The organism is Cognatundibacterium jejuense, from assembly GCF_014284255.1.
GTDB classification, from domain to species: Bacteria; Pseudomonadota; Gammaproteobacteria; order Burkholderiales; family Burkholderiaceae_D; genus Undibacterium; species Undibacterium jejuense.
The window spans coordinates 54,696-75,393 of sequence record NZ_JACOFV010000008.1 but is presented as its reverse complement, the minus strand read 5'-3'; the positions used below and the strand labels follow the sequence as shown (position 1 = coordinate 75,393).

20 protein-coding genes and 1 pseudogene are annotated in these 20,698 nt (G+C 46.3%); 7 read left to right on the top strand and 14 right to left on the bottom strand.

The features are described 5' to 3' along the window. The first annotated feature begins 20 nt into the window (after positions 1 to 20). Complete coding sequence (locus tag H8K32_RS09975; protein ID WP_186912352.1) at positions 21 to 479, top strand: HAD domain-containing protein; 459 nt, start codon at positions 21 to 23, stop codon at positions 477 to 479. A gap of 77 nt (positions 480 to 556) precedes the next feature. Here the strand turns inward: H8K32_RS09975 and H8K32_RS09970 are convergent, their stop codons facing one another. Continuing rightward, positions 557 to 1,591 carry a hypothetical protein gene (locus H8K32_RS09970; protein WP_186912351.1) on the bottom strand — a complete coding sequence of 345 codons (1,035 nt, stop codon included), beginning with the start codon at positions 1,589 to 1,591 and terminating at the stop codon, positions 557 to 559. Between the two features lie 404 nt (positions 1,592 to 1,995). Next, entirely contained in the window at positions 1,996 to 3,573 is a 1,578-nt protein-coding gene (locus H8K32_RS09965) for a hypothetical protein (RefSeq protein ID WP_186912350.1), read from the bottom strand. A gap of 539 nt (positions 3,574 to 4,112) precedes the next feature. On the opposite strand from H8K32_RS09965, the gene H8K32_RS09960 reads away from it, so the two are divergent. Together H8K32_RS09960 and H8K32_RS09955 are read left to right on the top strand one after the other, a co-directional pair. Then, a complete protein-coding gene (locus H8K32_RS09960; protein WP_186912349.1) occupies positions 4,113 to 4,958 on the top strand; it encodes an AraC family transcriptional regulator in 846 nt (281 codons plus the stop codon). A 67-nt stretch (positions 4,959 to 5,025) separates the two neighbouring features. Continuing rightward, positions 5,026 to 5,532: a DinB family protein gene (locus H8K32_RS09955; protein ID WP_186912348.1), complete on the top strand. Its 507-nt coding sequence runs from the start codon at positions 5,026 to 5,028 to the stop codon at positions 5,530 to 5,532. A 326-nt stretch (positions 5,533 to 5,858) separates the two neighbouring features. On the opposite strand, the gene H8K32_RS09950 is transcribed toward H8K32_RS09955, so the two are convergent. The 4 genes from H8K32_RS09950 to ectB all read right to left on the bottom strand — a co-directional run bounded on the left by H8K32_RS09950 (position 5,859) and on the right by ectB (position 9,728). Next, positions 5,859 to 6,488, bottom strand: a complete 630-nt coding sequence (locus H8K32_RS09950; protein ID WP_186912347.1) for a LysE family translocator — start codon at positions 6,486 to 6,488, stop codon at positions 5,859 to 5,861. 87 nt (positions 6,489 to 6,575) lie between these two features. Continuing rightward, positions 6,576 to 7,916 (bottom strand): SidA/IucD/PvdA family monooxygenase, encoded by a 1,341-nt coding sequence (locus H8K32_RS09945; RefSeq protein ID WP_186912346.1) that lies wholly within the window; start codon positions 7,914 to 7,916, stop codon positions 6,576 to 6,578. Between the two features lie 10 nt (positions 7,917 to 7,926). Next, positions 7,927 to 8,433 (bottom strand): GNAT family N-acetyltransferase, encoded by a 507-nt coding sequence (locus tag H8K32_RS09940; protein WP_186912345.1) that lies wholly within the window; start codon positions 8,431 to 8,433, stop codon positions 7,927 to 7,929. Further along, positions 8,430 to 9,728 carry a diaminobutyrate--2-oxoglutarate transaminase gene (ectB, locus tag H8K32_RS09935; protein WP_186912344.1) on the bottom strand — a complete coding sequence of 433 codons (1,299 nt, stop codon included), beginning with the start codon at positions 9,726 to 9,728 and terminating at the stop codon, positions 8,430 to 8,432. The genes H8K32_RS09940 and ectB overlap by 4 nt, the downstream gene beginning before the upstream one ends. A 445-nt stretch (positions 9,729 to 10,173) precedes the next feature. On the opposite strand from ectB, the gene H8K32_RS09930 reads away from it, so the two are divergent. Then, positions 10,174 to 10,374, top strand: coding sequence for a hypothetical protein (locus H8K32_RS09930; protein WP_186912343.1), 201 nt, complete (start codon positions 10,174 to 10,176; stop codon positions 10,372 to 10,374). 332 nt (positions 10,375 to 10,706) lie between these two features. Here H8K32_RS09930 and H8K32_RS09925 read toward each other — a convergent pair. Both H8K32_RS09925 and H8K32_RS09920 read right to left on the bottom strand, forming a co-directional pair. Beyond that, a pseudogene (locus H8K32_RS09925) lies at positions 10,707 to 11,588 on the bottom strand (YifB family Mg chelatase-like AAA ATPase); the annotation flags it as partial. Between the two features lie 9 nt (positions 11,589 to 11,597). After that, positions 11,598 to 11,840 carry an accessory factor UbiK family protein gene (locus H8K32_RS09920; protein ID WP_186912342.1) on the bottom strand — a complete coding sequence of 81 codons (243 nt, stop codon included), beginning with the start codon at positions 11,838 to 11,840 and terminating at the stop codon, positions 11,598 to 11,600. A gap of 451 nt (positions 11,841 to 12,291) precedes the next feature. On the opposite strand from H8K32_RS09920, the gene H8K32_RS09915 reads away from it, so the two are divergent. The 3 genes from H8K32_RS09915 to H8K32_RS09905 are packed head-to-tail and all read left to right on the top strand — an operon-like array spanning position 12,292 to position 14,994. Continuing rightward, positions 12,292 to 13,038 (top strand): TorF family putative porin, encoded by a 747-nt coding sequence (locus H8K32_RS09915; protein ID WP_186912341.1) that lies wholly within the window; start codon positions 12,292 to 12,294, stop codon positions 13,036 to 13,038. A gap of 14 nt (positions 13,039 to 13,052) precedes the next feature. Next, positions 13,053 to 13,391, top strand: coding sequence for a P-II family nitrogen regulator (locus H8K32_RS09910; protein WP_186883931.1), 339 nt, complete (start codon positions 13,053 to 13,055; stop codon positions 13,389 to 13,391). A gap of 31 nt (positions 13,392 to 13,422) precedes the next feature. Next, positions 13,423 to 14,994, top strand: coding sequence for an ammonium transporter (locus tag H8K32_RS09905; protein WP_186912340.1), 1,572 nt, complete (start codon positions 13,423 to 13,425; stop codon positions 14,992 to 14,994). Between the two features lie 219 nt (positions 14,995 to 15,213). Here the strand turns inward: H8K32_RS09905 and H8K32_RS09900 are convergent, their stop codons facing one another. From H8K32_RS09900 to ettA, 6 genes are all read right to left on the bottom strand, one after another. Then, positions 15,214 to 16,515 (bottom strand): tetratricopeptide repeat protein, encoded by a 1,302-nt coding sequence (locus H8K32_RS09900; RefSeq protein ID WP_186912339.1) that lies wholly within the window; start codon positions 16,513 to 16,515, stop codon positions 15,214 to 15,216. Positions 16,516 to 16,639: 124 nt separating this feature from the next. Beyond that, the gene (locus H8K32_RS09895) at positions 16,640 to 17,257 is read right to left on the bottom strand and encodes a hypothetical protein (protein ID WP_186912338.1); all 618 of its coding nucleotides are present in this window, start codon (positions 17,255 to 17,257) and stop codon (positions 16,640 to 16,642) included. Between the two features lie 157 nt (positions 17,258 to 17,414). Then, positions 17,415 to 17,717 carry a DUF2288 domain-containing protein gene (locus H8K32_RS09890; protein ID WP_186912337.1) on the bottom strand — a complete coding sequence of 101 codons (303 nt, stop codon included), beginning with the start codon at positions 17,715 to 17,717 and terminating at the stop codon, positions 17,415 to 17,417. 48 nt (positions 17,718 to 17,765) lie between these two features. Further along, on the bottom strand, positions 17,766 to 18,347 hold the full coding sequence (locus H8K32_RS09885) for an IMPACT family protein (RefSeq protein WP_186912336.1): 582 nt from the start codon (positions 18,345 to 18,347) through the stop codon (positions 17,766 to 17,768). A gap of 117 nt (positions 18,348 to 18,464) precedes the next feature. Continuing rightward, the gene (locus H8K32_RS09880) at positions 18,465 to 18,851 is read right to left on the bottom strand and encodes a flagellar basal body-associated FliL family protein (RefSeq protein WP_222613075.1); all 387 of its coding nucleotides are present in this window, start codon (positions 18,849 to 18,851) and stop codon (positions 18,465 to 18,467) included. 138 nt (positions 18,852 to 18,989) lie between these two features. Beyond that, positions 18,990 to 20,657, bottom strand: a complete 1,668-nt coding sequence (gene ettA / locus H8K32_RS09875) for an energy-dependent translational throttle protein EttA (protein ID WP_186912334.1) — start codon at positions 20,655 to 20,657, stop codon at positions 18,990 to 18,992. Positions 20,658 to 20,698: the final 41 nt, after the last annotated feature.

Sequence of the window (20,698 nt, the reverse complement as noted above, 5' to 3'; positions counted from 1 at the left end):
AATTTTTGCAGGTTAAAAAAATGATCTTGTTTTTAGATTTTGATGGCGTTTTGCATCCAGAACCCTGCTATGAAGAGGCACAGCTATTCTCCTGTCTTCCTCGATTGGAAAATGTTTTAAGAGATTTCCCTGAAGTACAGATTGTTATTTCTAGTACATGGAGAGACAAACGCTCACTTATAGAACTTAAAGCATTCTTCTCAGAAGATATCGCTGACAGGATCATAGGTACTACACCAGCATGGAGAGAAATTCCAGAGATTATGGATACCATCGGGTATCAGCGGCATGCTGAAATTGAAGGTTGGTTGAGAAAGTCTTGTCGGCCTTGGATAAACTGGCTGGCGATTGATGATAAACCTTATCTTTTTAAACCGTTTCTAAAAAATCTAATTAAAACCAATTCCCCGACAGGCTTCGACGAACAAGCCGAAGGGCGATTGAGGAATTGTCTTTCAATATCCTCACGACCAATATAGGTTATTACCTTCATTGTTTGTAATTAAAAAAATGACGACGAACAACAGATAGACTGATGACTCATCGTGTCTGACGGTCAATCATCGCGCATCATCTTTTCGTGCACATGATGATGGTATCCGCAAAGTCCATCATTAAACTGGTCATCCTGTCGGAGTGCCTCTCCGCAGAGGTCACATTCCGTGTAAACAAGTTCTGCTTCGCACCATAAACAGTGTTGCTCGCCAATAATGAACGTATCGCGCTCGCATTCATTGCAGGTCTCGATACCAGGTTCTTCACCATCACGAGGATCGTAGTCATAGGCGTCATCGAGATTCTTAATCATCAATGGCCCGATGAGATCGGAATGGCTGCAGGCGACGCAGACGTACCTGAACGCGTCATCGTGCCCTTCAACACTTATACCGTTTTCTATATCTTCAGCATGAGGGCGTAGCAGCGACGAACTACAATCCTCACATTGGCATTCATCAAGCCAGTGCTGCATCAGATCAGGTACGCCAGCCTCTTTCCAGGCGGTGACACACTCCACTTTGGTATCCATAAAGAATGTGTGATGCTCAAGCATGATCAACCATGCTGCACCCAACAGTTCCGCAGGTTGTTCGTTCATCTGTGTCTGAACAAAATCACGCAATATCGGAAAAAGCTCGGCAACAAAGTCTGCAACCTCACCAAGCGTATTCGCTGGATGCAAGTGTTCCAGATGGTTGCGGCATTCTTGCAGTTTGTCGATCGTGGCCCAATCCATTTCAATGGCGAAACCTTCGAAGCGTTTTTTTATCGTTGCCACATCAATGGTTGTGCGTTTGAACTTTCCTACGGGCTGCCATTCAACTCCGCCATTTCCATCAGATTGGGGTAACACCTCGGGCGGGTTAAAGATGAGGGTGGTGGCATCCTCCGGATCATCGACTGACGTGGCAATCTTGTATTTAAATAAAAGTAAAACACCCGCAAATAAATTGCGTATGGCTGATAGAGCGCGAGCAGGGTCGCCGTTTTGTTCCGGTGCAAGGCGGCTGCGCTGAAAATCTTCAATTCCAAGACGAATTGATGTCAGTGCGTTTTCCTTTAATTTTTCTGCATCCAATGCTGGCATCGCCATTTCATATACTCCCTCTGTGCTAAATCCAAACAGTGCGCCTGCCTGGTTTTAATCAAATATTGATCTTCATTATTTTCAATGACTGCTTTCGCCGACGGATTCAAACGAGTCCTCTGAGTTTATCGTGTAAGAGACCGCCCTGACTTCTACTATCATTACATCATAAACGTCGATTTGAACATCAAACTTTGCTAGCTAGCTCAGTTCGCTGTGCGTGAGGGCGAAAACGGTCGGGGAGATCCGAGGGAGGGCGGAGCCCGTCCGAGAGTTCGCATCGCCGGGAAGCTATAAAAGCTGCTGGAGGGCTCACGGAGCTTGGCCCGAGCCTAGTGGGGGCGGATGATTTGGTAGCGAAGATCCTTGAAAGCAAATCCGGCCACAACCGTAAAAGTTGGTTCTCCGAATTACCCGTCGCTGCTCTTCGAAAGAAGGTCGACAGCATAACGATGGGCGATAAGTAGGCCCGACAAACCTTCCAAGACTCGCCTCCACAAATTCCGAAGGCGGTTCGCAATTCGTCGGAAAAGCCCATCTCTCTGCGAAGGAGGCGGGGTCGGGAGCGTTGTGTCGGGACTCGCAACAGGAACTTCCGCGGGAAGGGGATCTTGCAGCGCAATTCCGAAATCTTTTTCGGGCCAACCGTGAGTCGAATAATCTGTGAACTTGCCCTTGTATCCAATGGCGAGAAACACCAGCTTGTGCAAGAAGGTGGACGCTTTGTAGACGCCATCGAGTAGTTCCTGGTAACTCTTGTTCGAGCCATGCAGGTTTCCATGGGCCGCCTTGTTGCGCAGGTTTTTCCAATTGGTGATATCGTTGTCCGAGACCTTGCCTCTGTCGCGCAAGTCGAAGAGCTTGTCCGTGATCCGGCTATCTTTCCAGCCGCCGAGCGAGCCCTTGGCGCGGTTCTTAGCGGCTTCCGCGATGTCGAGGTCCTTGATCGCGCTCTGGATCACTTGCAAATCTGCGAGCATCGCAGGGTTTGGCTTTCCAAATTCCTTGAACTCATGCTGGACGACGCTCTCGATTGCCACGCAAATCAACAGGGCGATCGCATCCAACGATGCCTCGCCTAAGTTGTAGAGTGGATGCATCGCCTGCGAGATGAAGCTGAAATCGCCGTTCGGCTGGTCCTGCAATGAATATTTGAAATAGCAGTCCAATAGATGGTAAAAATCTTTGGCGAGGTCGCGGCGGTCCCTCAGCGGCTCGGGAAAGAGGCCCTTTTTCAATTCTCGCGGCTTCGCGATCTCGAAGGTCCGGACGCCGCCGTGAATGGTTTCGCTTACGAAAAATGTCACCACGCTTGCGGTCATGAACCTGATGGTTTCGATGATCTTGGTGGCGAATACTTGTGGCAGGGCACCTTCGATGGGCTCGGCAATGAGCTCAAAGCACTCTTCGGGCGCTTCGTGATGCCGGTATCGTATTTTCGCTCCGGCGGCTTGGCCGCTCGATCCGATGCCCTTGACCTCGTGCAACAGCCTTCCGTCTCTCTTGACCTCATGGTGCTCAAAAGCATTCGGTGGAAACTCGATTGCGCTCGTGAGAAGGATGTGGACGGTATCCTTCTGCCCTTCGGCTGAGGTCTGCTTCTTTATCCAATCGCATTTGAATTCGACGACGGAGTGCTCTCTGTGCTGCGCGACCTCGACTCTGACGTCATCGCAGGTCCATACCTCGCCCGTTGCTTCGACGGCGTGCAGGCTGTAGTAGTGGTCGTCTGGAAAGATCTGACCGGATTTTACTTTCTCGATGTTTATCAATCGCTCGATGAGGCTTTCGGTTGGGTCGCACGGTTGGAACAAGATGAAGCGCGACGAAATGCCGGAGCTGGCGCTCGCAATGATCGTCCCTGGGCCCGAGTATTTCTTCGGCGCGTCGACTCCGTTTTGTGTGAGCAAAATATCTTTGCAGTCGATGGCGATGGTGTCGACCAAGAAGGCTTTTCGGAATTCTTTGTTAGACAAAAGGGAAGGCATCGGCCGCTCCAGGTGGTCGAAATTTGTTGGCGATATTGTGGCCCAATAGGCGGAATCGATTGTCTTGACGACGATCGATTCTTATTCGAGGGACAAATTGGGGCGGCGCTTGTTTTTCAAAGGGGGGATGAAACTTATTTTGGATTTTTCGCCCAATGAAAAACCGGCATTGAGGGCTTCACTGCACTTAGCAAGTCCTAGACACGCTAACCAAGGTAGAAGCGGGGAGATAATCAAAAGACGGTGGAATTAATATTCGACACGAACATTACCCCTGAAATTACCAGAGAGATTGATCCTAGCAGACCATTGTGTGAAATTGATTGTTGCCAATCGCGTGATAAAATTTTTTGACAAAAATAATAGAAATTTTAATCACAAAATTATTGCAATATTTACATAAAAAGACTTCTTACTGTTTCTAAAAATCAAGTAAAATAATTTTTTATTAACAAATTTGAATACGGTACGGCATGTGCAAACCACGGTGGGCACGTTGTCATTCCAAACTTCGATACTTGGTGTATAAGAAGAGAATTATGACGGTAATTGATACTGATATATTTAGTGAGTTTGGCGAATTGGTTGAGTTCAATTCAGCACTACACAGAGATGATGTTGAGCTGTTACGTGCGCAAATCGTGCGAAAAGTTTTTTCACCGCATGTTCATGACGGCTACGTGATCGGCGTGGTCGAGACGGGTGTTGAGCGTTTCCATTGGCGTGGTGCGGAGCGCTACGCAACGACAACGGATTTGGTATTCATCAATCCGGACCAAATGCATACCGGCGGAGCAGCTGAGCGACATGGCGTCACCTATCGTAATATTTTCGTATCCACCGATGCAATGAAAAAGATAACAGGTTCTACTATTTACTTTCCTGAACCTGTTGTTCACGATCCAATGCTGGGCAAGCGCTTGAAACTTGCGCTTGACACACTTGCGAGAACTACAGAGCCACTTGCGTACGACAGCATCATGGAGGCATTGATTTTCGATATAGCCGAGCGCTACGGCCGCGGCTTGCGAAGTGAAGTGGCGGAAGGGCTTCACGATTTTCCACGTATTTCTACGATCATTCAGTACGTCGACGCTAATTTAGGGGAAACGCTGAGGGTCGACGAGCTGGCCGATATAGCGAATATGAGTCGCTTCCACTTCATCCGGCGGTTCCGGAAATCGATAGGAGTTACTCCCATTGCATTTGTTCAGGCACGTCGTACATCTATGGCAAAATCTCTGTTACGACAGGGTGGCAACCTATCATCAATCGCACTCATAACTGGTTTCGCCGATCAAAGCCATTTGACACGTTGGCTAAAAGCTTGCTACGGAGTGACACCTGCTGTCTACAGGGAAAATAATAAGTTAACTATGCCGTAGTTGTTCAAATAATCTATACTTTTATTATAGGTTCGCACTTTATTGTCACATATAAATAGAAATGACTATGCACTTATCGACTATTTCTTCCTTGAGCACATTTCCGAATAAACTCGAAGAATTGTACGCTGTTTTCCCTGAAACCTATACCTGTTGGATTCCATCCTCTTGGGATGGGATTCCAAGCGAAACATTCACAGCTGTTGAGCAAATCTGCCATATCCGCGATATCGAGGTTGAAGGCTATCATTTACGTCTACACCGCCTGCTTAATGAAGACAAGCCGGTTCTAGTATCGATCGACAGTTATCAAATGGCGAGGCATCGCAAGTATCCCGATGCGCAAATACACGATATATTTTCCGCATTCCGCGATGCTAGAAAAATGACGGTGAACTTGCTCGAATCACTCACAGAAAACCAATGGCGTCGCAGTGGCTTTTTTGATGGCTATGGCTCAGTAACGGTCGAAGGCTTAATGCATTTTCTGTGTAGCCATGATCAACAACATCTGGCAGGATTATATTGGCTATTGGGCCAGATCAAATCTGGCCCAAAGTCAATCACGGTGTGAGAACTAACACGCAATGCAAGAGGTATCCTCCATTGCGCATGATGACGCCTTAGGCATGACGTGTTCCAGATCGACAACATGCTGACTCATATGTGGTATAAAAAAATGTGATCTCTCTAAAAACATCTTCCTAACCTCTTCCAGTATGGATGTTTCGTGGCGCTTAAGAGGCGTCTTTGTATGCACGAGGAAGGAGTTACCATTGCTCCAAAATATTAGACCTCTCCCACGGGCGGGAATCCAACCAGTGTATCGCGTCAGAATAACCACTCGATCTTTGATCTCATAAGTCAGTGGCAAAATGGAAGTTTTAGCCGTTAATTTCATCACATAAACCAAACATTACTTGCTGCGAAAAATGCAAGAAAAACACCAAGGAATAAGTCAATGGCACTGTTAAACTTCAAATAAAGGCGTCTAATTCCTTCTTGTCCGAAAACGAATGCGACAAACGAGTACCAGAAAATTTCAAACGAACTACAAATGGCGATAATCGTCACCTTATCTATAACGGTTGAAGAGTGTGCTAGGAATGACGAGAAAATACTGATCATAAATGCAATTGTCTTTACATTCATGATATTGGTGGTAAATCCCATCTTGAAGCTCTTAAAGAAGGATGTGCTGAGTGGTTGAACGCTAGTTGATTGTCCGCTTGAGTTTGAATTTTTATTTCTCCGGCTCAGCAATGCGCTCTTGATGAGCAAAAACGCAATGTACAAAAGATAGATGGCTCCTAATATAGACGCGATTCTGCTTAAGGCGGGAAATTGATTAAGCAGAAGCGCGAGTCCTAATATTGACGATGTAGAAAAAATCAGTCCAACGCACCAAATACCTAGTGAAGCACCAATTCCAGAAAGGATCGAGTTGGATGCAGCGAATCGGCTTACAAGGATAAAGTTTGGACCAGGGCTAATCACAGCGGTAATGTACACGAGTGCAGGTGAAAACATTTTCAATCTCCTATTTAGTGAATCCGAGGGTCAGTTTGTCCACGAATTCACATAAAAATACATTGTAATAAAAGTAATGTAATTAAATTACTCTTCGAGAAGTGCTTCGAGTTCTGGTTGATCACTCGCCAAATTTAACACTTGAGTTTGACGTGTCAGGCGAGGTGCAAGCAGGCTTTCGGTAATCACTTTGGCGCGCAATGACACGAGGCTAAACGAACCGGCATCACCCAATCCGTGGGACGATTCGCACAGACCATTTAGAAATAGGCGCGGGGATACCGGATCTTTAAGAATGACACTGTAGTCACGCGATACGGCCACGACACCGTTGTCGTCTAGAGGAAGCAAATTAGAGACTGAGTCTAAAATACGTGGATACGGCTCGCCACGTGGTGCCTTTGAAAAGTCGAGGAAACCAGTTGCTAGAACCAGGGCGTTAAGTTCAACTGAAGATGATGCTCCGGTATTTACCTCCCGCAATTGAACTGCGATACCGTCGTTGGATATGGTGGCGCTGTCGATGGCCTGGTTAGTTAATAGGTGAAATCGATTTTTTCCATGCAATTTTTCTTCATAAATCCGAACGTAAAGCTGATGTATCACATCTGCATCCGCCGACGAGTAATTGGTCCCGCGCAATTGGTTACTGAGATTAGATTTCGCAGCGGAAGACAAACCATAAAAATAGTCAATAAATTCCGGGAAATAAACGCGATCGCTAAACGGACTGGTGTCCTTCAGACGGAATCCGAAACCTCGTTGCAATGAATAGATTTCCTTGTCTGGGAATCGGTCCATCAAATCGAGCAACAGTTCCACCGCACTCTGACTAGCACCCAGTACGCCAATCTTCTTGCAACTATAGGGAAGTGCGGAAACATGGCTCAAGTATTTGGTCAGATGGAAAACATTTTTCCCTTGTAGGGGTGCAAATACTTCCGGAATGTTCGCCGTCCTGCCGGTTCCCACGACGACTGACCGTGCTAGCAGCCGCTCCCCGTCATTGCAGATAACTTCCCACACGTACTCTTGGTTAATCACCCTGATATTCATTGACTCGGCGCGCGTGTTGTATTGAACGAAAGGCGCAAAACTTGCTGAAACCCACTCAATATAGTTGGAGAATTCCTTGCGAAGGGGATATTCCAAGCCCAAGTTTAAATACTCCAGAAGACGGTCATTTTCCTTAAGGTAGTTTATAAACGTGTAGTGACTTTTCGGATTACGCAGCGTAACCAGATCCCGGATCGGGTTATTTTGGATATCCGAGCCGTTTAACAACATATCCTTTTGCCATACGGCGCTCTCCTGCCCTTCAATAAAGCGCACATTCGTAAGCGCGGCTTCCTCTTCTAGACAAATTGCGAGTGCCAAGTTGGATGGTCCAAAACCAATTCCTAATAGATCATAAATATTCGATGTCATTGTTTTTCTTCTATTTAAGTGTGACGTGAGTTTGTTCATCCGGGGTATTCGCCAATGTATGCAATGGATAGTGATAGTAATAATAGCCTCGGTTACGAATGAAGCCGAACCGCTCGTACAAACCGCAGGCTCGAATATTATCGATGGCCCCCTCAATAAAAAGCTGTTTTGCTCCAGCCTGACAGGCAAAATCAGCAGCTCCCTCGAGCAATTTTTCACCAACACCAAGACTACGGAATGCTTGCGTTACATACAGGTCATTCAAAATCCAGAGGCGCTGCATGGTCACGCTAGAAAAGCTCGGAAAAAGTTGGGTAAAACCTACGATCTCATCCAAAATTACCGCAACAATAATTTGCGACTCACCAAGGAAAACCCGCTCACGCAGGAAATGCAATGAAGCAACATAATTTGACTTTTCGCCGTAGAACTGCCTGTAGGAATCGAAGAGAGAGGCAATCTCCTCTATGTCATCCAGAGTCGCGTACCTAATAATTACTTCTGAATTGGAAGTCATGCCGTTTTTTCCTCACAATATGAATAAAAGCCGAGCACTTGGTCAAACGCAGTCTCAAGAATATCGAGCCCTTGAGCGAGAATATCTAATTCGATAGTTAATGCTGGTAGCAATTTAACAACTTGCCCATGTACGCCACAGGTCTCGACAATAAGACCTGCGGAGAATGCTGCCTGGGAAATTTTTGATGCGATATCTTCGCTTCCTACTGAAATACCACACATGAAGCCACGGCCAAGAAAGTGAGCTTCAGGAACGAGCAAACGGGTTCGCTCGGCAAGTGCTTCTAGTCTTACGTGCAAATACCCTATTTTCTGATGTAGAGCCTGCTCAAACACTGGCTCGCTCCAGAATTCCTCGACAGCAGCCTTAGCTGTCACAAACGCTAGGTTATTACCTCTGAAAGTGCCGTTGTGCTCACCAGGCTCCCATATGTCGAAATCTGGGTTGATCAAATTCATGGAAAATGGCAGTCCGTAGCCACTCAGCGATTTAGATAAACAGATGATATCGGGAGCCACGTCCATTTCCTCGAAGCTAAAGAAACGTCCACTGCGGCCACAGCCAGACTGGATATCGTCAATAATTAATAAAGCACCATGTTCACGCGCCAGTGCCTGCAATCTTTGTAGCCAGTTCGCGCTAACACAACGCAAACCACCTTCGCCCTGGATGGTTTCTATCAAAAATGCTGCCGGCGCCTCAATGCCACCGCCAGGTTTGAGCATTTGATCGATAAAATCTAGGGAGTCGTAATGCTCGCCTAAATATCTTTCGTAGGGCATAAATGTAACGCCACCGAGAGAAACACCGGCGCCCTGACGCTTTTTGGGATTTGAAGTGGCGGCCAATGAGCCTAAACTCATTCCGTGAAACGCATTAGAAAACGCAATCACGTTGGTTCGCTTAGTGACTTTGCGCGCAAGCTTAAGGGCAGCTTCTACCGCGTTAGTACCGGTCGGACCAGTGAATTGAACCTTGTATCTCATGTTGCGAGGTATGAGGATTTTTTCTTGAAAAGTTTTAATAAAATCCTCTTTGGCTTCCGTATAGAAATCTAGACTATGCGTGACGCCATCATCGTCAAGGTAAGCCATGAGTTTTTTCTTCAATGGCTCGCAATTGTGGCCATAATTTAGTGCACCAGCTCCGGAGAAAAAATCGATATAAGAATAATTTTCAACACTGTGAATGACCGAACCTTTAGCGCGATGAATTTTTACAGGAAAGTCGCGACAGTATGAGCGAACCTTTGATTCGTAAAATTCAAAAATACTGAATTTTTGATCAAGCATTACAAGATTATTTGACATAAAAATACCCACATCCAGTTGTTTAGGTCCGGAAAGAATATTTGGTTTAATTCAACGTTTATAGAACCAAATTGCTCTTTTAAAGGTATTTTTTGAAAACGAAATTTCTAATTACATGAAAAAATCGTGATGTCACAATGTTGATGTTCGGTATCATTGTTTTATATCGAAGCGGTGTGAAAAATCTGTTTTCCACCGAAAGAAAAATAAGAGCGAGTTTTTAAATGAAAAAAAACCGTAGGTTAGAGAAAATGATTTCTTTGCTAATTGATTGCTGTTTTGATGCAAATACTCAATTTTTCATATAATTTGATCAATTAACTTGAAATTTTGCTGCGTACCCCTATTTCAGTTTTTGAGCCAAACTGTTTCGCAAATGGCTTGACGCAGATTGAACGCTAAAATTTTCCAAGAGAAAGGGCATTACATGAAGCAACCAGGACTAGATAATCGACATCGCGACCAAGACGGTACAATACATAAAAAACGCAGCGATACTCTGAACAAGAATTTGCCAGGTGGTCAAATTCCAGAGTTTGGGCCAAATCAGACCTTAAAAGTGATGCGTGAGAAGACGGGCAAAGAGAGTGAGCACGATGTCCGGAAAGCTGCGAAAAAAATACGTTGAATTTCCAAAAAAGGCCTAGGCAATATATCTAGGCCTTTTTAGTTTCAATTTAAGTCAATTCCGCTACTTAGTTAACTCGGATCGCTACTTTCATTAAGAAGAAAGTCATGACAGATAAATACTTATTTAAGTGCTTAATTCCCTTAGAGTTGCGACGTCGGCATCCTGATACTGCTGGACAAATGCTAGCAATACTTGCCTGGAAAAATCTTTTTTCGTCAATGTTTCGATGGACTTAGTAGACTGGACTGAAATTAAGTTAAGCTCCAAAAAAATAACATACAGCAGTCGCCTTTTTTATTGTGCGATCGTGTAATTAGATGGAATTAACATCCACCACCGACCAATGCCACTGCCGATGCAGTGTGATGAGGTGAGCGGAAGGGACGAACTTTCCACTTTTCTATGGAAAATCCTGAAGTCAGCGATTGCACCGCTGCCGATTCCAGTGCCTCCTGATCTGTCATGGTCGGCAAAATGCTGGCAAAACGGGCTGCTAACATTGATTTACCGGTTCCTGGCGGACCGACCATTAACACCGAATGGCTACCTGCGGCTGCCACTTCTAGCGCGCGTTTCGCCTGTAGCTGGCCTTTGACTTCGCTAAAATCCGGGTAGTTGGCTTGCTTGCGGTTTTGCGAAGGACGATGACGTGAAAGCTTGCTGTCATTATCGATTGCAGCAAAGTGAGCGCAAACTTGTAGCAATGAGTCTGCGGGGTAAATTGCTGCTTCGGTGACCAGGGCAGCTTCGTCTGCATTGGCTGAAGGTAAAATAAAAGCAGCTTTGCGCCCGGATTCTTGCTTTGTTTCGTGACTGCTTTGGCAAATAGCAAAAGTCATCGCCAAGGCGCCGCGAATCGGGCGCAGTTCGCCGGAAAGTGAAAGCTCACCGGCAAATTCGTAATGTGCAAGCATTTCAGCCGGGATCTGGCCAGATGCCGCTAAGATGCCTAGTGCAATGGGCAAATCGAAGCGCCCGGACTCTTTGGGTAAATCAGCCGGGGCGAGATTAACAGTAATACGTTTAGCAGGAAATTCAAACCGCGCATTTTGTAATGCTGCACGCACCCGGTCTTTGGATTCTTTGACTTCGGTTTCCGGTAAGCCAACTATCGTAAAAGCCGGAAGCCCGTTGGCCAGATGCACTTCCACGGTTACTTGCGGAGCGTGCATGCCGTTTAAGGCGCGACTTTTGAGAACCGCCAACGACATAAGGCAGTCTTATTTTTGCGAGATCTGTGCTTCCAAGGCAGCCACACGTTCCTCTAGTGCCTCCAGCTTAGCGCGGGTTTTAGCTAAAACTTGAGCCTGAATATCGAATTCTTCACGAGTGACCAGATCCAGCTTAGAAAAACCTTGCGTCATCATGGCTTTGACATTTTTTTCTATGTCTTTCGCTGGTGAATTTTCAAATGCCTGGCTGATTTTTGCCTGCATGTCTTCAAAAAAATTTTGTTTGTTCATCGTCTTTTATCCTCATTATAGGGTCGTGTGCACGTTAATGGTGCGCCGCAATTTGCTGTTAGTTTATCCAAAATCGCTTGCCGCAAATTGGTGCAAATTAAGTCTATTCCGTGCAAAGGCACTTATTGCTGTTTTGCCTAAACAGAAATCATAACCTAAAGCTAGCTTACTTCCCATCTTCTTCCAAATTCAACTATTACAAGGCGTAACAAGGGTGTCATTTAGCTAGACTAGGCTACGAGTAGATGCAAAAAAAACATGTAACAAATTTAAATATATTTCTTTTGAGGAAGCTGGCACGACTTCTGCTTATACGGAGACAACAGGCATTACCGAGTTCATTTCCCGCGGGGTCACGGATGATCTTCTGACTTTGTGTTGAGGTTCACGGAGTGAGTTCAACGCAGTTTCTTACCAACATTTATGTTTTTTACATTTTAGGGGAAGCACAATGAAGAAATCTCTACTTGCTGTTGCAGTTGCCTCAAGCTTCTTAACCGGTTTTGTGCATGCAGAAGATGCCAAGCCAGACAATGAAGTCAGCTTTAATGTTGGGGTCGCAAGTGACTATCGCTACCGTGGTATTTCTCAAACACGTTTAGACCCGGCATTGCAAGGTGGTGCTGACTATACACATAACCCGACGGGTTTTTATGCTGGAACCTGGTTGTCCTCAATTAAATGGACGAAAGATGCAGGCGGTGGTGGTGATGTTGAATGGGATTTGTATGCCGGTAAAAAAGGCGAGATTGTCAAAGATGTGAGCTACGACGTGGGTGTGTTGAGCTACGTTTATCCATCGAATGGTTTGGATAATGTTGCTGGTTTAGTCAACGCAAACACAACTGAAATCTATGGTCAGATCGGTTACGGTCCTATGTATGCGAAGTATTCAAGTTCCGTTACCAATTTGTTCGGCAATCCAAACAGCAAAAACAGTGGTTATCTGGATCTGGGTGCAAATATTGAGCTGCCGGACACGTACACATTGGTGCTGCATGCTGGTCGCCAGATGATTAAAAACAATTCGGCCTATTCGTACACAGACTGGAAAGTCGGCGTTACTAAAGAATTTGTCGGCGTTGCCTTTACGCTGGCAGCGATTGGTACAAATGCAAATGACGCCTTGTACGTAACACCAGCAGGTAAATTCACTGGCAAGACAAGTCTGGTCTTGACTGCCGTTAAAACTTTCTGAAGACCGAGGATAGTATGAAACTCATTACCGCCATTATTAAACCCTTCAAGCTCGATGAAGTTCGTGAAGCTTTATCTGAAATGGGCGTTCAGGGGATCACCGTGACCGAAGTCAAAGGTTTTGGTCGTCAAAAAGGCCATACCGAGTTATATCGTGGTGCCGAATACGTGGTCGACTTTTTGCCGAAAACAAAAATCGAAGCGGCAGTGGATGATGCGATTGTAGATCGTGCAATCGAAGCAATCGAAAGCGCAGCTCGTACAGGAAAAATTGGTGACGGCAAGATTTTTGTCTATGACTTGCAACAGGTTGTGCGTATTCGTACCGGTGAAACCGGCAACGACGCGCTCTGATGCACTCAACTCGACTCACGGGGAAATTCATATGAAAAATGTATTCAAACAAATCCTGGTCGCGGGCGCTTTGCTTGCTTCAGTGGGGATGACATCGGTCGCGTTTGCGGATGACGCACCGGCCAAACCTGAAGCCGCTGCGGCAAGCGCCGCAACGGCTGCCAGTGCAACGGCCACCGCTGCCGTGGTAACGCCAATTCCGGCGCCAAACGTGTCAGTGGCATCCTTGCCAGCTGCTACGGCAGATGCAGCGGCGGCTTCTGCTCCTGCTGTTGTTGCCAACAAAGGCGATACTGCATGGATGTTGGTATCGACCTTGTTAGTGATCTTGATGACGATTCCAGGTCTGGCGTTGTTCTACGGCGGTCTGGTCCGTTCCAAAAACATGCTGTCGATTTTGATCCAAGTGTTTATGATCTTTGCGGTCATTATCGTGTTGTGGTGCATCTACGGTTATTCACTCGCATTTACTGAAGGCAATTCAGTGATCGGTGGCTTTGATCGTGTGTTCCTCAAAGGTATCTGGGATCCGGTCAAAGGCACATTTGCAACTGCAGCGACATTCAGCAAAGGCGTCGTGATTCCTGAGTTTGTCTATGTGGCATTCCAGGCGACTTTTGCGGCAATTACTTGCGGTCTGATTATTGGTGCGTTTGCTGAACGTGCAAAATTCAGTGCAGTGCTAGCGTTCGTGGTGTTGTGGTTCACATTCAGCTACTTGCCTATCGCTCACATGGTCTGGTTCTGGACTGGTCCTGATGGCATTAAAGATGCCGCATCCGCAGCAACTGAGTTGGTCAAAGGCGGCTTCTTGCAACAAAAAGGTGCGCTTGATTTTGCTGGTGGAACCGTGGTGCATATCAATGCGGCGGTCGCTGGTCTGGTTGGTGCGATCATGATCGGTAAGCGTGTTGGTTACGGTAAAGAATCGATGGCGCCACACTCGCTGACAATGACGATGATTGGTGCTTCCTTGTTGTGGGTGGGCTGGTTTGGTTTCAATGCCGGTTCTGCTTTAGAAGCGGGCGACATTGCAGCATTGGCTTTCGTGAACACCTTGTTGGCAACCGCCGCAGCAGCAGTATCCTGGGTATTTGGTGAATGGATGTCTAAAGGCAAACCATCGATGTTGGGTGGTGCTTCCGGCGCGGTGGCTGGTCTGGTAGCGATTACCCCAGCTTGCGGCTTCGTAGGTCCAATGGGTGCATTAGTTATCGGTTTGCTGGTGGGCGTGATCTGCTTGTGGGGTGTGAATGGCCTCAAGCGCATGATCGGTGCGGACGATTCACTGGACGTATTTGGTGTGCATGGCGTTGGTGGTATCTTCGGTGCCTTGGCAACGGGTGTGTTTGCAGCACCAGCGTTGGGTGGTCAAGGCATCATGGATTATGTTGCTAACAAAATGTCGGCTGATCCATACGTGATTTTTGATCAGGTTAAAGTGCAGGCCATCGCCGTGGGGACGACAATCATCTGGTCAGCAATCGTTTCTGTGATTGCTTACAAGTTGGTTGATCTGGTTATCGGTCTGCGTGTACCAGAAGATGAAGAACGCGAAGGTCTGGACATCACCAGCCACGGCGAATCTGCTTACCATTCCTGATACGAGTGGTTGGTATAAAGAATTGATGGAGTAAAGCTAGTATCCTCAGTACGGTGTATAGAGCGCACGGTGCTGATTTATAAGCGGTTTAGCGTCATGGCTAAACCGCTTTTTTTTTGCTTCTAGCGGTTCGATTATTCAGGTTGGCAGAAAAATACGCATAAAAAAACCTGTGTGACGTCCGACGTCAACACAGGTTTTTAATTGTTTAGATATGTATTATTTTGCTGCCGGCGCTGCGGGTGCTTTATCCGCAGATTTTTCTTCCATTGGACGTACTTTCAGCCACAATTTTGCGATATCAGCTGCGCCATCTGTGCCTTGCAAACTGTTGAAAATTTCAGTTGCTTTGTCACGGTTACCCGCTTTCAGATAAGCCATGCCTAAATGCAATTTAGCTTCTTCTGCTGACTTCAATCCACCTTTGGCGATACCTTGTTCGATCAAACCAATACCTTTTTCGGATTGGCCGTTGATCACATAGTTGTAACCAATATTGACCAGACCTACGCCAGTCTTGGCATTCTTCGCGGCAGTTTCGCCTGCATCCAAAGTTTTAATGTCTTCGGCAGCTTGTTTGTAGACGCGGTCACGCAATTGTTTATGTTTTGCAGCATCTTTGCCTGTTCCCAACAAATTGGCGGCATAACCAGCGTCAACCGCTGTTTTGGCTTCAGTTGGCAAACCTGCGAGCAAAGCTAATTCAGTCATTTCAACATATTGGCCAGGATCGTCCATATTGTTTGTGACCAACATCAAGCGATACAAGTCGAGACGCAAGCGGTCGGAGAAGCCAGCTTTATGTTCTGTGCGGTAGAGCAAATCACCCCAATATTCTCTGGTAGGATGGTATTCGACCATCATTTCCAATACGGATGTGTAGCCAGCATTGTCTTTAGATTGCTGATAGCTGCTTGCTAACAAACGCAGGTTTTCTTCTGTAGGGATACGCTTTGCTTTTTGATCTTCAGCAAGGATGACCTTCAGTTCCTGAATTGCGTTGGCAAAATCGCCTTTGAGGTAGTTCGCACGTGCCACCATGTTGTGTACCTGAGGGCTGCTGCTGTCTTTTTCCAAGTAGCGCTTACCCCAGTTGATCGCCAAATCATACTTTTTCTCATTGAAATAGGTACCGGCCATGCCTTCTATCAGGCGCAGTTTTTCATTGTCTTTGAGGAAGTCGGAATTAACCATGACTTCGAATGCACTGGCCAATAGCTCAGTATTGCTGGTGCCGGAGGCAACAATGGCACGCATACGTGCAACGACAAAAATTTCATAAGGTGTTTGCTTTTCAAACACACTCAATGCATTGATTTTTTCTAATGCAGCCGGAAATTGCTTCTGGTCGAGTAAAGTTTGAATTTCTGTTAATGGTTTACCCATTTCAGCACGGACAGTTTGTTGTTTGGCTTTGTCCGCCGCTTCGTCTGCATGTGCAATACCCATAGTCACAGGAGCGATACCTGAGCCGATTGCCGCGAACATCATCGCAGCGAACAAGAAAGAAATTTTTTTCATGGAATATCCGGTAAAAAATAAGGAAGACCGCACTAGCACGGTTCTGAGAGTAACGCTCAGCGTATCAAGCCTGTTGACTGTGGATGTGCGGAAGCGGGCATTATAACTGAGGTCGGGAGTGCTATCACCACTTACAGACCTTATCACTGATGGCGCTTGCTGCCAAAGGAATAATCGCCAGCAAGCCAAGACCAGAATATGCCTGGCGGCAATCTTTTGCCTGCGCCTTTCTAACGCCCTCTCCGAGCTGCTTTTCAAAGCTATCGTCCCGTTTAAGGCTATCCTGAATTTTTTCTATTTCGCCTCGGCGACGTTGTTTTTCCATCGCAACTGCCGATTGCCGCAGGGCGTCAAGATCGAGATGCGGGCTCACTCCAGGTAGTTGTTGAGATTCCTGTTGTGACTGCACATCGGGGATCGCTTCATGAGGCGCTACTGTGATTGCTTCACTGACGGTACGGGCAGAGTTAGCGTTAGATACCAGCGCTTTTTTTGTAACGGTGTTTGCGGTTTTAATGGATGTCGCCAGAGCAGGCGTTAATTTTTCAGATGCTTGCTTTGGAATCGGTTGAGAGGATGGAACTTGTAAAATTTGCAGGTACGAAGTCCGGTCTTCATGTGCCAGCTTAAATTTGCTTTGTGCTTGCCAGGCGAGCCACAGCATGAGATGCAGCAATAGCATCAAACTCATCACACTGAGGCGCTGGGGTAAAGACGTCGTCTGAACTGTGCTAACTTGCATAGATGAACTCCGGTACGCGTGTACGGATAAGATTCAATCTAATGTCAAAAGTTCATTTTATATACTGGGTATAGTATCAACTATTGGTCTCTGAAGAGGCTTTATTCATAATAACATTGACTAATAAAACCCGAATACTCCCTCGCCTGCCGATTTTTTAAGCCTCAGGGCGATGTTGTACCAAAATCCATGGTTTGACCACGACGGTCCACAACATCAGATTTTGCTCCAGCCATGCCTGCGCCTGAGTATCACTGACTTTGGCGATTTTTCCCTGACTCAGTAAAGGTGCAATGATGGTTGTATTGTCGGTCGCCATCGCTTCAGCAATATCAACCAGATCAAGGTCTGCATCAATAGCAATGACAGTGCCAGTAGCGAATTGCTTAAGGAGTTCGCTCCACGGAAATCTGGCGGTTTCCTGATTAATTTTGGTGCGTAAGGAAAGATCTTCAGACATAAAAAGTTAAAAAATTGAATTAAAAATGAAACAAAGCGGGAAAATCACTCATACCTTGAGTCTGACTTGCCCCTTAAGTGTTTCTGTTAGTTCGGCATTGATGAGATCCAGATATTTTTCTTTGACGCTAACCTGCATGACGGCATTATCCGCATAGCTGACCTCGTTCACAAGTGCCTGATATTTTTCAAGTATCCGTCGGACTTGTGATTCATTTGAAAACGCCACCTGGATGGTAAGTTGAGTCATGCTTTCTACAGCGATTAATTCTGCTTTCTTAAATGTCTCAGAAATCGCCTGACCGTAGGCTCGCGTTAAGCCGCCTGCACCAAGTTTGACGCCACCCCAATAGCGCACGACTACCGCCAGCACATTGGTCACATCTTTATGCACTAAGACGTTATACATAGGTTTGGCAGCAGTGCCGGAAGGTTCGCCATCGTCATCTAATCCAGATTCCCCGGTACATACCAGCGCCCAGCAAACGTGGACTGCGTTTGGATGAGCAGCGCGTATCAGCACCAGTTGTTCGCGTGCTTCAGCACGGCTGTGCAGGGGATAAAGTTGCCCCAGAAAACGACTTTTTTTGATCTCAATTTCCGCGAAGGCGGGAGCTGCCAGTTGATGCATGAAAAAATATCAGCTCTATATCGTGTTAGGCAGCAATGTTGCTGCGTTGATAAAAAAACTGGCGTACCAGTAAATACACTGCACGTGCATTGTTGGTCGTACCAGTTTAATTTTTACTTATTGAATGACAAAATTGACTAAGTAAACGTCGGTGACGCCATCATGTTCCTTGACCTCTAACACGTGATTAATTTTTTCTTTAATCTCGTTGATCAATTCATGTTTTCCGGACGCATTTTGAATGTCTGCTGACTCTTTTCCACTCAATAGCATGATCATCGAATGTCGCACCAGCGGCATTTTAGCTTTGATTTTCTCTGCCATTTCTGGATTGCCGAGCTGCAAAGTAATACTGATTTGCAGATAGCGATCAAAGCTTGATAAGTTGACAGTGAAAGGCTCTAACGCCGCAACAGACGAAGCGCCTTCTCCACCACCCTCTTTTTTCTCGTTGGCTGACACCGGGCTTGAAATCAGGGTCAGCGCGTAAAAAAGACTGATCAAAAGGAGATGCTTGTACGCAGTTTTCTTGTACGCAGTTTTTCTCATGACATTTCTCTCACAAGGGTTACTGATAAGCTGAGAAGAGCAAGAACATCAAGAACAGCAAAAATAATTCATGCTCATCTCAGGGGCAATGGTTTATACCGTTAAAGGCTTATAGCGTATCCGTTTAGGTTTAGCACCTTCTTCACCCAACCGTTTTTTCTTATCTGCTTCGTATTCCTGATAGTTACCGTCAAAGAAACTGACTTGGGAATTACCTTCAAACGCCAAAATATGCGTTGCAATACGATCAAGGAACCAGCGATCATGTGAAATGACCATCACGCTACCAGCAAATTCGAGCAGCGCATCTTCCAAAGCACGCAGGGTTTCAACGTCCAGATCATTTGATGGTTCATCCAGCAGCAACACGTTACCGCCTTGCAGCAGTGTTTTTGCCAGATGCAAACGGCCGCGCTCACCACCGGACAAATTGCCGACGATTTTTTGCTGATCGCCACCTTTGAAGTTGAAGCGTCCCAGATAAGCGCGGGATGGCATTTCAAAGCGACCTACCGTCAGAATGTCAGCGCCATTGGCAACATCTTCAAATACGGTTTTGGTATTGCCCAAATCTTCGCGCGACTGATCGACCAGCGAGATTTTTGCAGTTTGTCCCAGTACGACTTCGCCGCTGTCTGGTTGTTCCAGACCTTTGATCATTTTGAACAAAGTTGATTTACCTGCGCCGTTAGGACCGATAATACCGACAATCGCGCCAGGTGGGATCTTAAAGCTCAGGTTGTCGATCAATAAACGATCGCCAAAGGCTTTAGAAACGTTTTTAAATTCGATAACTTCATTACCAAGACGTTCTGCAACAGGGATGAAAATCTCCTGTGTTTCGTTACGCTTCTGGTATTCATGTTCACTCATCTCATTGAATCGCGCCAGACGCGCTTTGCTCTTTGCCTGACGGGCTTTTGGATTCTGACGTGACCATTCTAATTCTTTTTGCAGCGCTTTTTGACGCGCAGATTCGGTCGCTTCTTCTTGCTTCAAACGAGCTTGCTTTTGGTCCAGCCAGGAAGAGTAATTACCTTTCCATGGAATACCATGTCCACGATCCAGCTCAAGAATCCATTCAGCAGCATTATCAAGGAAGTAACGATCATGCGTAATCGCCACCACAGTGCCAGGGAATCGCAATAAAAATTGTTCCAGCCAGTCAACCGATTCTGCATCCAGATGGTTGGTTGGTTCATCGAGCAGCAACATGTCTGGTTTAGACAACAACAAACGGCACAACGCGACACGACGTTTTTCACCACCGGACAAGACACCGATTTTGGCATCCCATGGTGGCAAACGCAGCGCATCAGCGGCCATTTCCAGTTGCAATTCAACGTTGTCACCGGACGAGGTGGAAATGATCGCTTCCAGGCGTGCCTGCTCATTTGCTAATGCATCGAAATCGGCATTTTCATCAGCATAGGCTGCATACACTTCTTCGAGTTTTGCTTTTGCTTCAAACACTTCGCCCAGCGCAGATTCAACCGCCTGGCGCACGGTTTGTTCCGGATCAAGTTGTGGCTCTTGCGGCAGATAACCAATGTTCAGATTCGGCATCGGTACTGCTTCGCCCTGAATATCTTTATCGATGCCTGCCATGATTTTGAGAAGGGAAGATTTACCTGAGCCGTTCAAACCCAATACGCCAATTTTGGCGCCGGGGAAGAAGGACAGAGAGATATCTTTCAGAATTTGACGTTTCGGCGGAACAATTTTGCCGACGCGGTTCATGGTGTAGACGTAATTAGCCATTTTTTTTGATGTTTTCAGAGGTAAAGACAATGAACGCAAGG

Coding starts and splice junctions, on each gene's coding strand:
- H8K32_RS09950 (WP_186912347.1), bottom strand. CDS start 6,488: ATGTTTTCACCTGCACTCGTGTACATTACCGCTGTGATTAGCCCTGGT.
- H8K32_RS09915 (WP_186912341.1), top strand. CDS start 12,292: ATGAAGAAATCTCTACTTGCTGTTGCAGTTGCCTCAAGCTTCTTAACC.
- H8K32_RS09885 (WP_186912336.1), bottom strand. CDS start 18,347: ATGCATCAACTGGCAGCTCCCGCCTTCGCGGAAATTGAGATCAAAAAA.
- H8K32_RS09910 (WP_186883931.1), top strand. CDS start 13,053: ATGAAACTCATTACCGCCATTATTAAACCCTTCAAGCTCGATGAAGTT.
- H8K32_RS09905 (WP_186912340.1), top strand. CDS start 13,423: ATGAAAAATGTATTCAAACAAATCCTGGTCGCGGGCGCTTTGCTTGCT.
- H8K32_RS09930 (WP_186912343.1), top strand. CDS start 10,174: ATGAAGCAACCAGGACTAGATAATCGACATCGCGACCAAGACGGTACA.
- H8K32_RS09940 (WP_186912345.1), bottom strand. CDS start 8,433: ATGACTTCCAATTCAGAAGTAATTATTAGGTACGCGACTCTGGATGAC.
- H8K32_RS09960 (WP_186912349.1), top strand. CDS start 4,113: ATGACGGTAATTGATACTGATATATTTAGTGAGTTTGGCGAATTGGTT.
- H8K32_RS09890 (WP_186912337.1), bottom strand. CDS start 17,717: ATGTCTGAAGATCTTTCCTTACGCACCAAAATTAATCAGGAAACCGCC.
- H8K32_RS09975 (WP_186912352.1), top strand. CDS start 21: ATGATCTTGTTTTTAGATTTTGATGGCGTTTTGCATCCAGAACCCTGC.
- H8K32_RS09945 (WP_186912346.1), bottom strand. CDS start 7,916: ATGACATCGAATATTTATGATCTATTAGGAATTGGTTTTGGACCATCC.
- H8K32_RS09900 (WP_186912339.1), bottom strand. CDS start 16,515: ATGAAAAAAATTTCTTTCTTGTTCGCTGCGATGATGTTCGCGGCAATC.
- H8K32_RS09965 (WP_186912350.1), bottom strand. CDS start 3,573: ATGCCTTCCCTTTTGTCTAACAAAGAATTCCGAAAAGCCTTCTTGGTC.
- H8K32_RS09955 (WP_186912348.1), top strand. CDS start 5,026: ATGCACTTATCGACTATTTCTTCCTTGAGCACATTTCCGAATAAACTC.
- ettA (WP_186912334.1), bottom strand. CDS start 20,657: ATGGCTAATTACGTCTACACCATGAACCGCGTCGGCAAAATTGTTCCG.
- ectB (WP_186912344.1), bottom strand. CDS start 9,728: ATGCTTGATCAAAAATTCAGTATTTTTGAATTTTACGAATCAAAGGTT.
- H8K32_RS09895 (WP_186912338.1), bottom strand. CDS start 17,257: ATGCAAGTTAGCACAGTTCAGACGACGTCTTTACCCCAGCGCCTCAGT.
- H8K32_RS09970 (WP_186912351.1), bottom strand. CDS start 1,591: ATGGCGATGCCAGCATTGGATGCAGAAAAATTAAAGGAAAACGCACTG.
- H8K32_RS09920 (WP_186912342.1), bottom strand. CDS start 11,840: ATGAACAAACAAAATTTTTTTGAAGACATGCAGGCAAAAATCAGCCAG.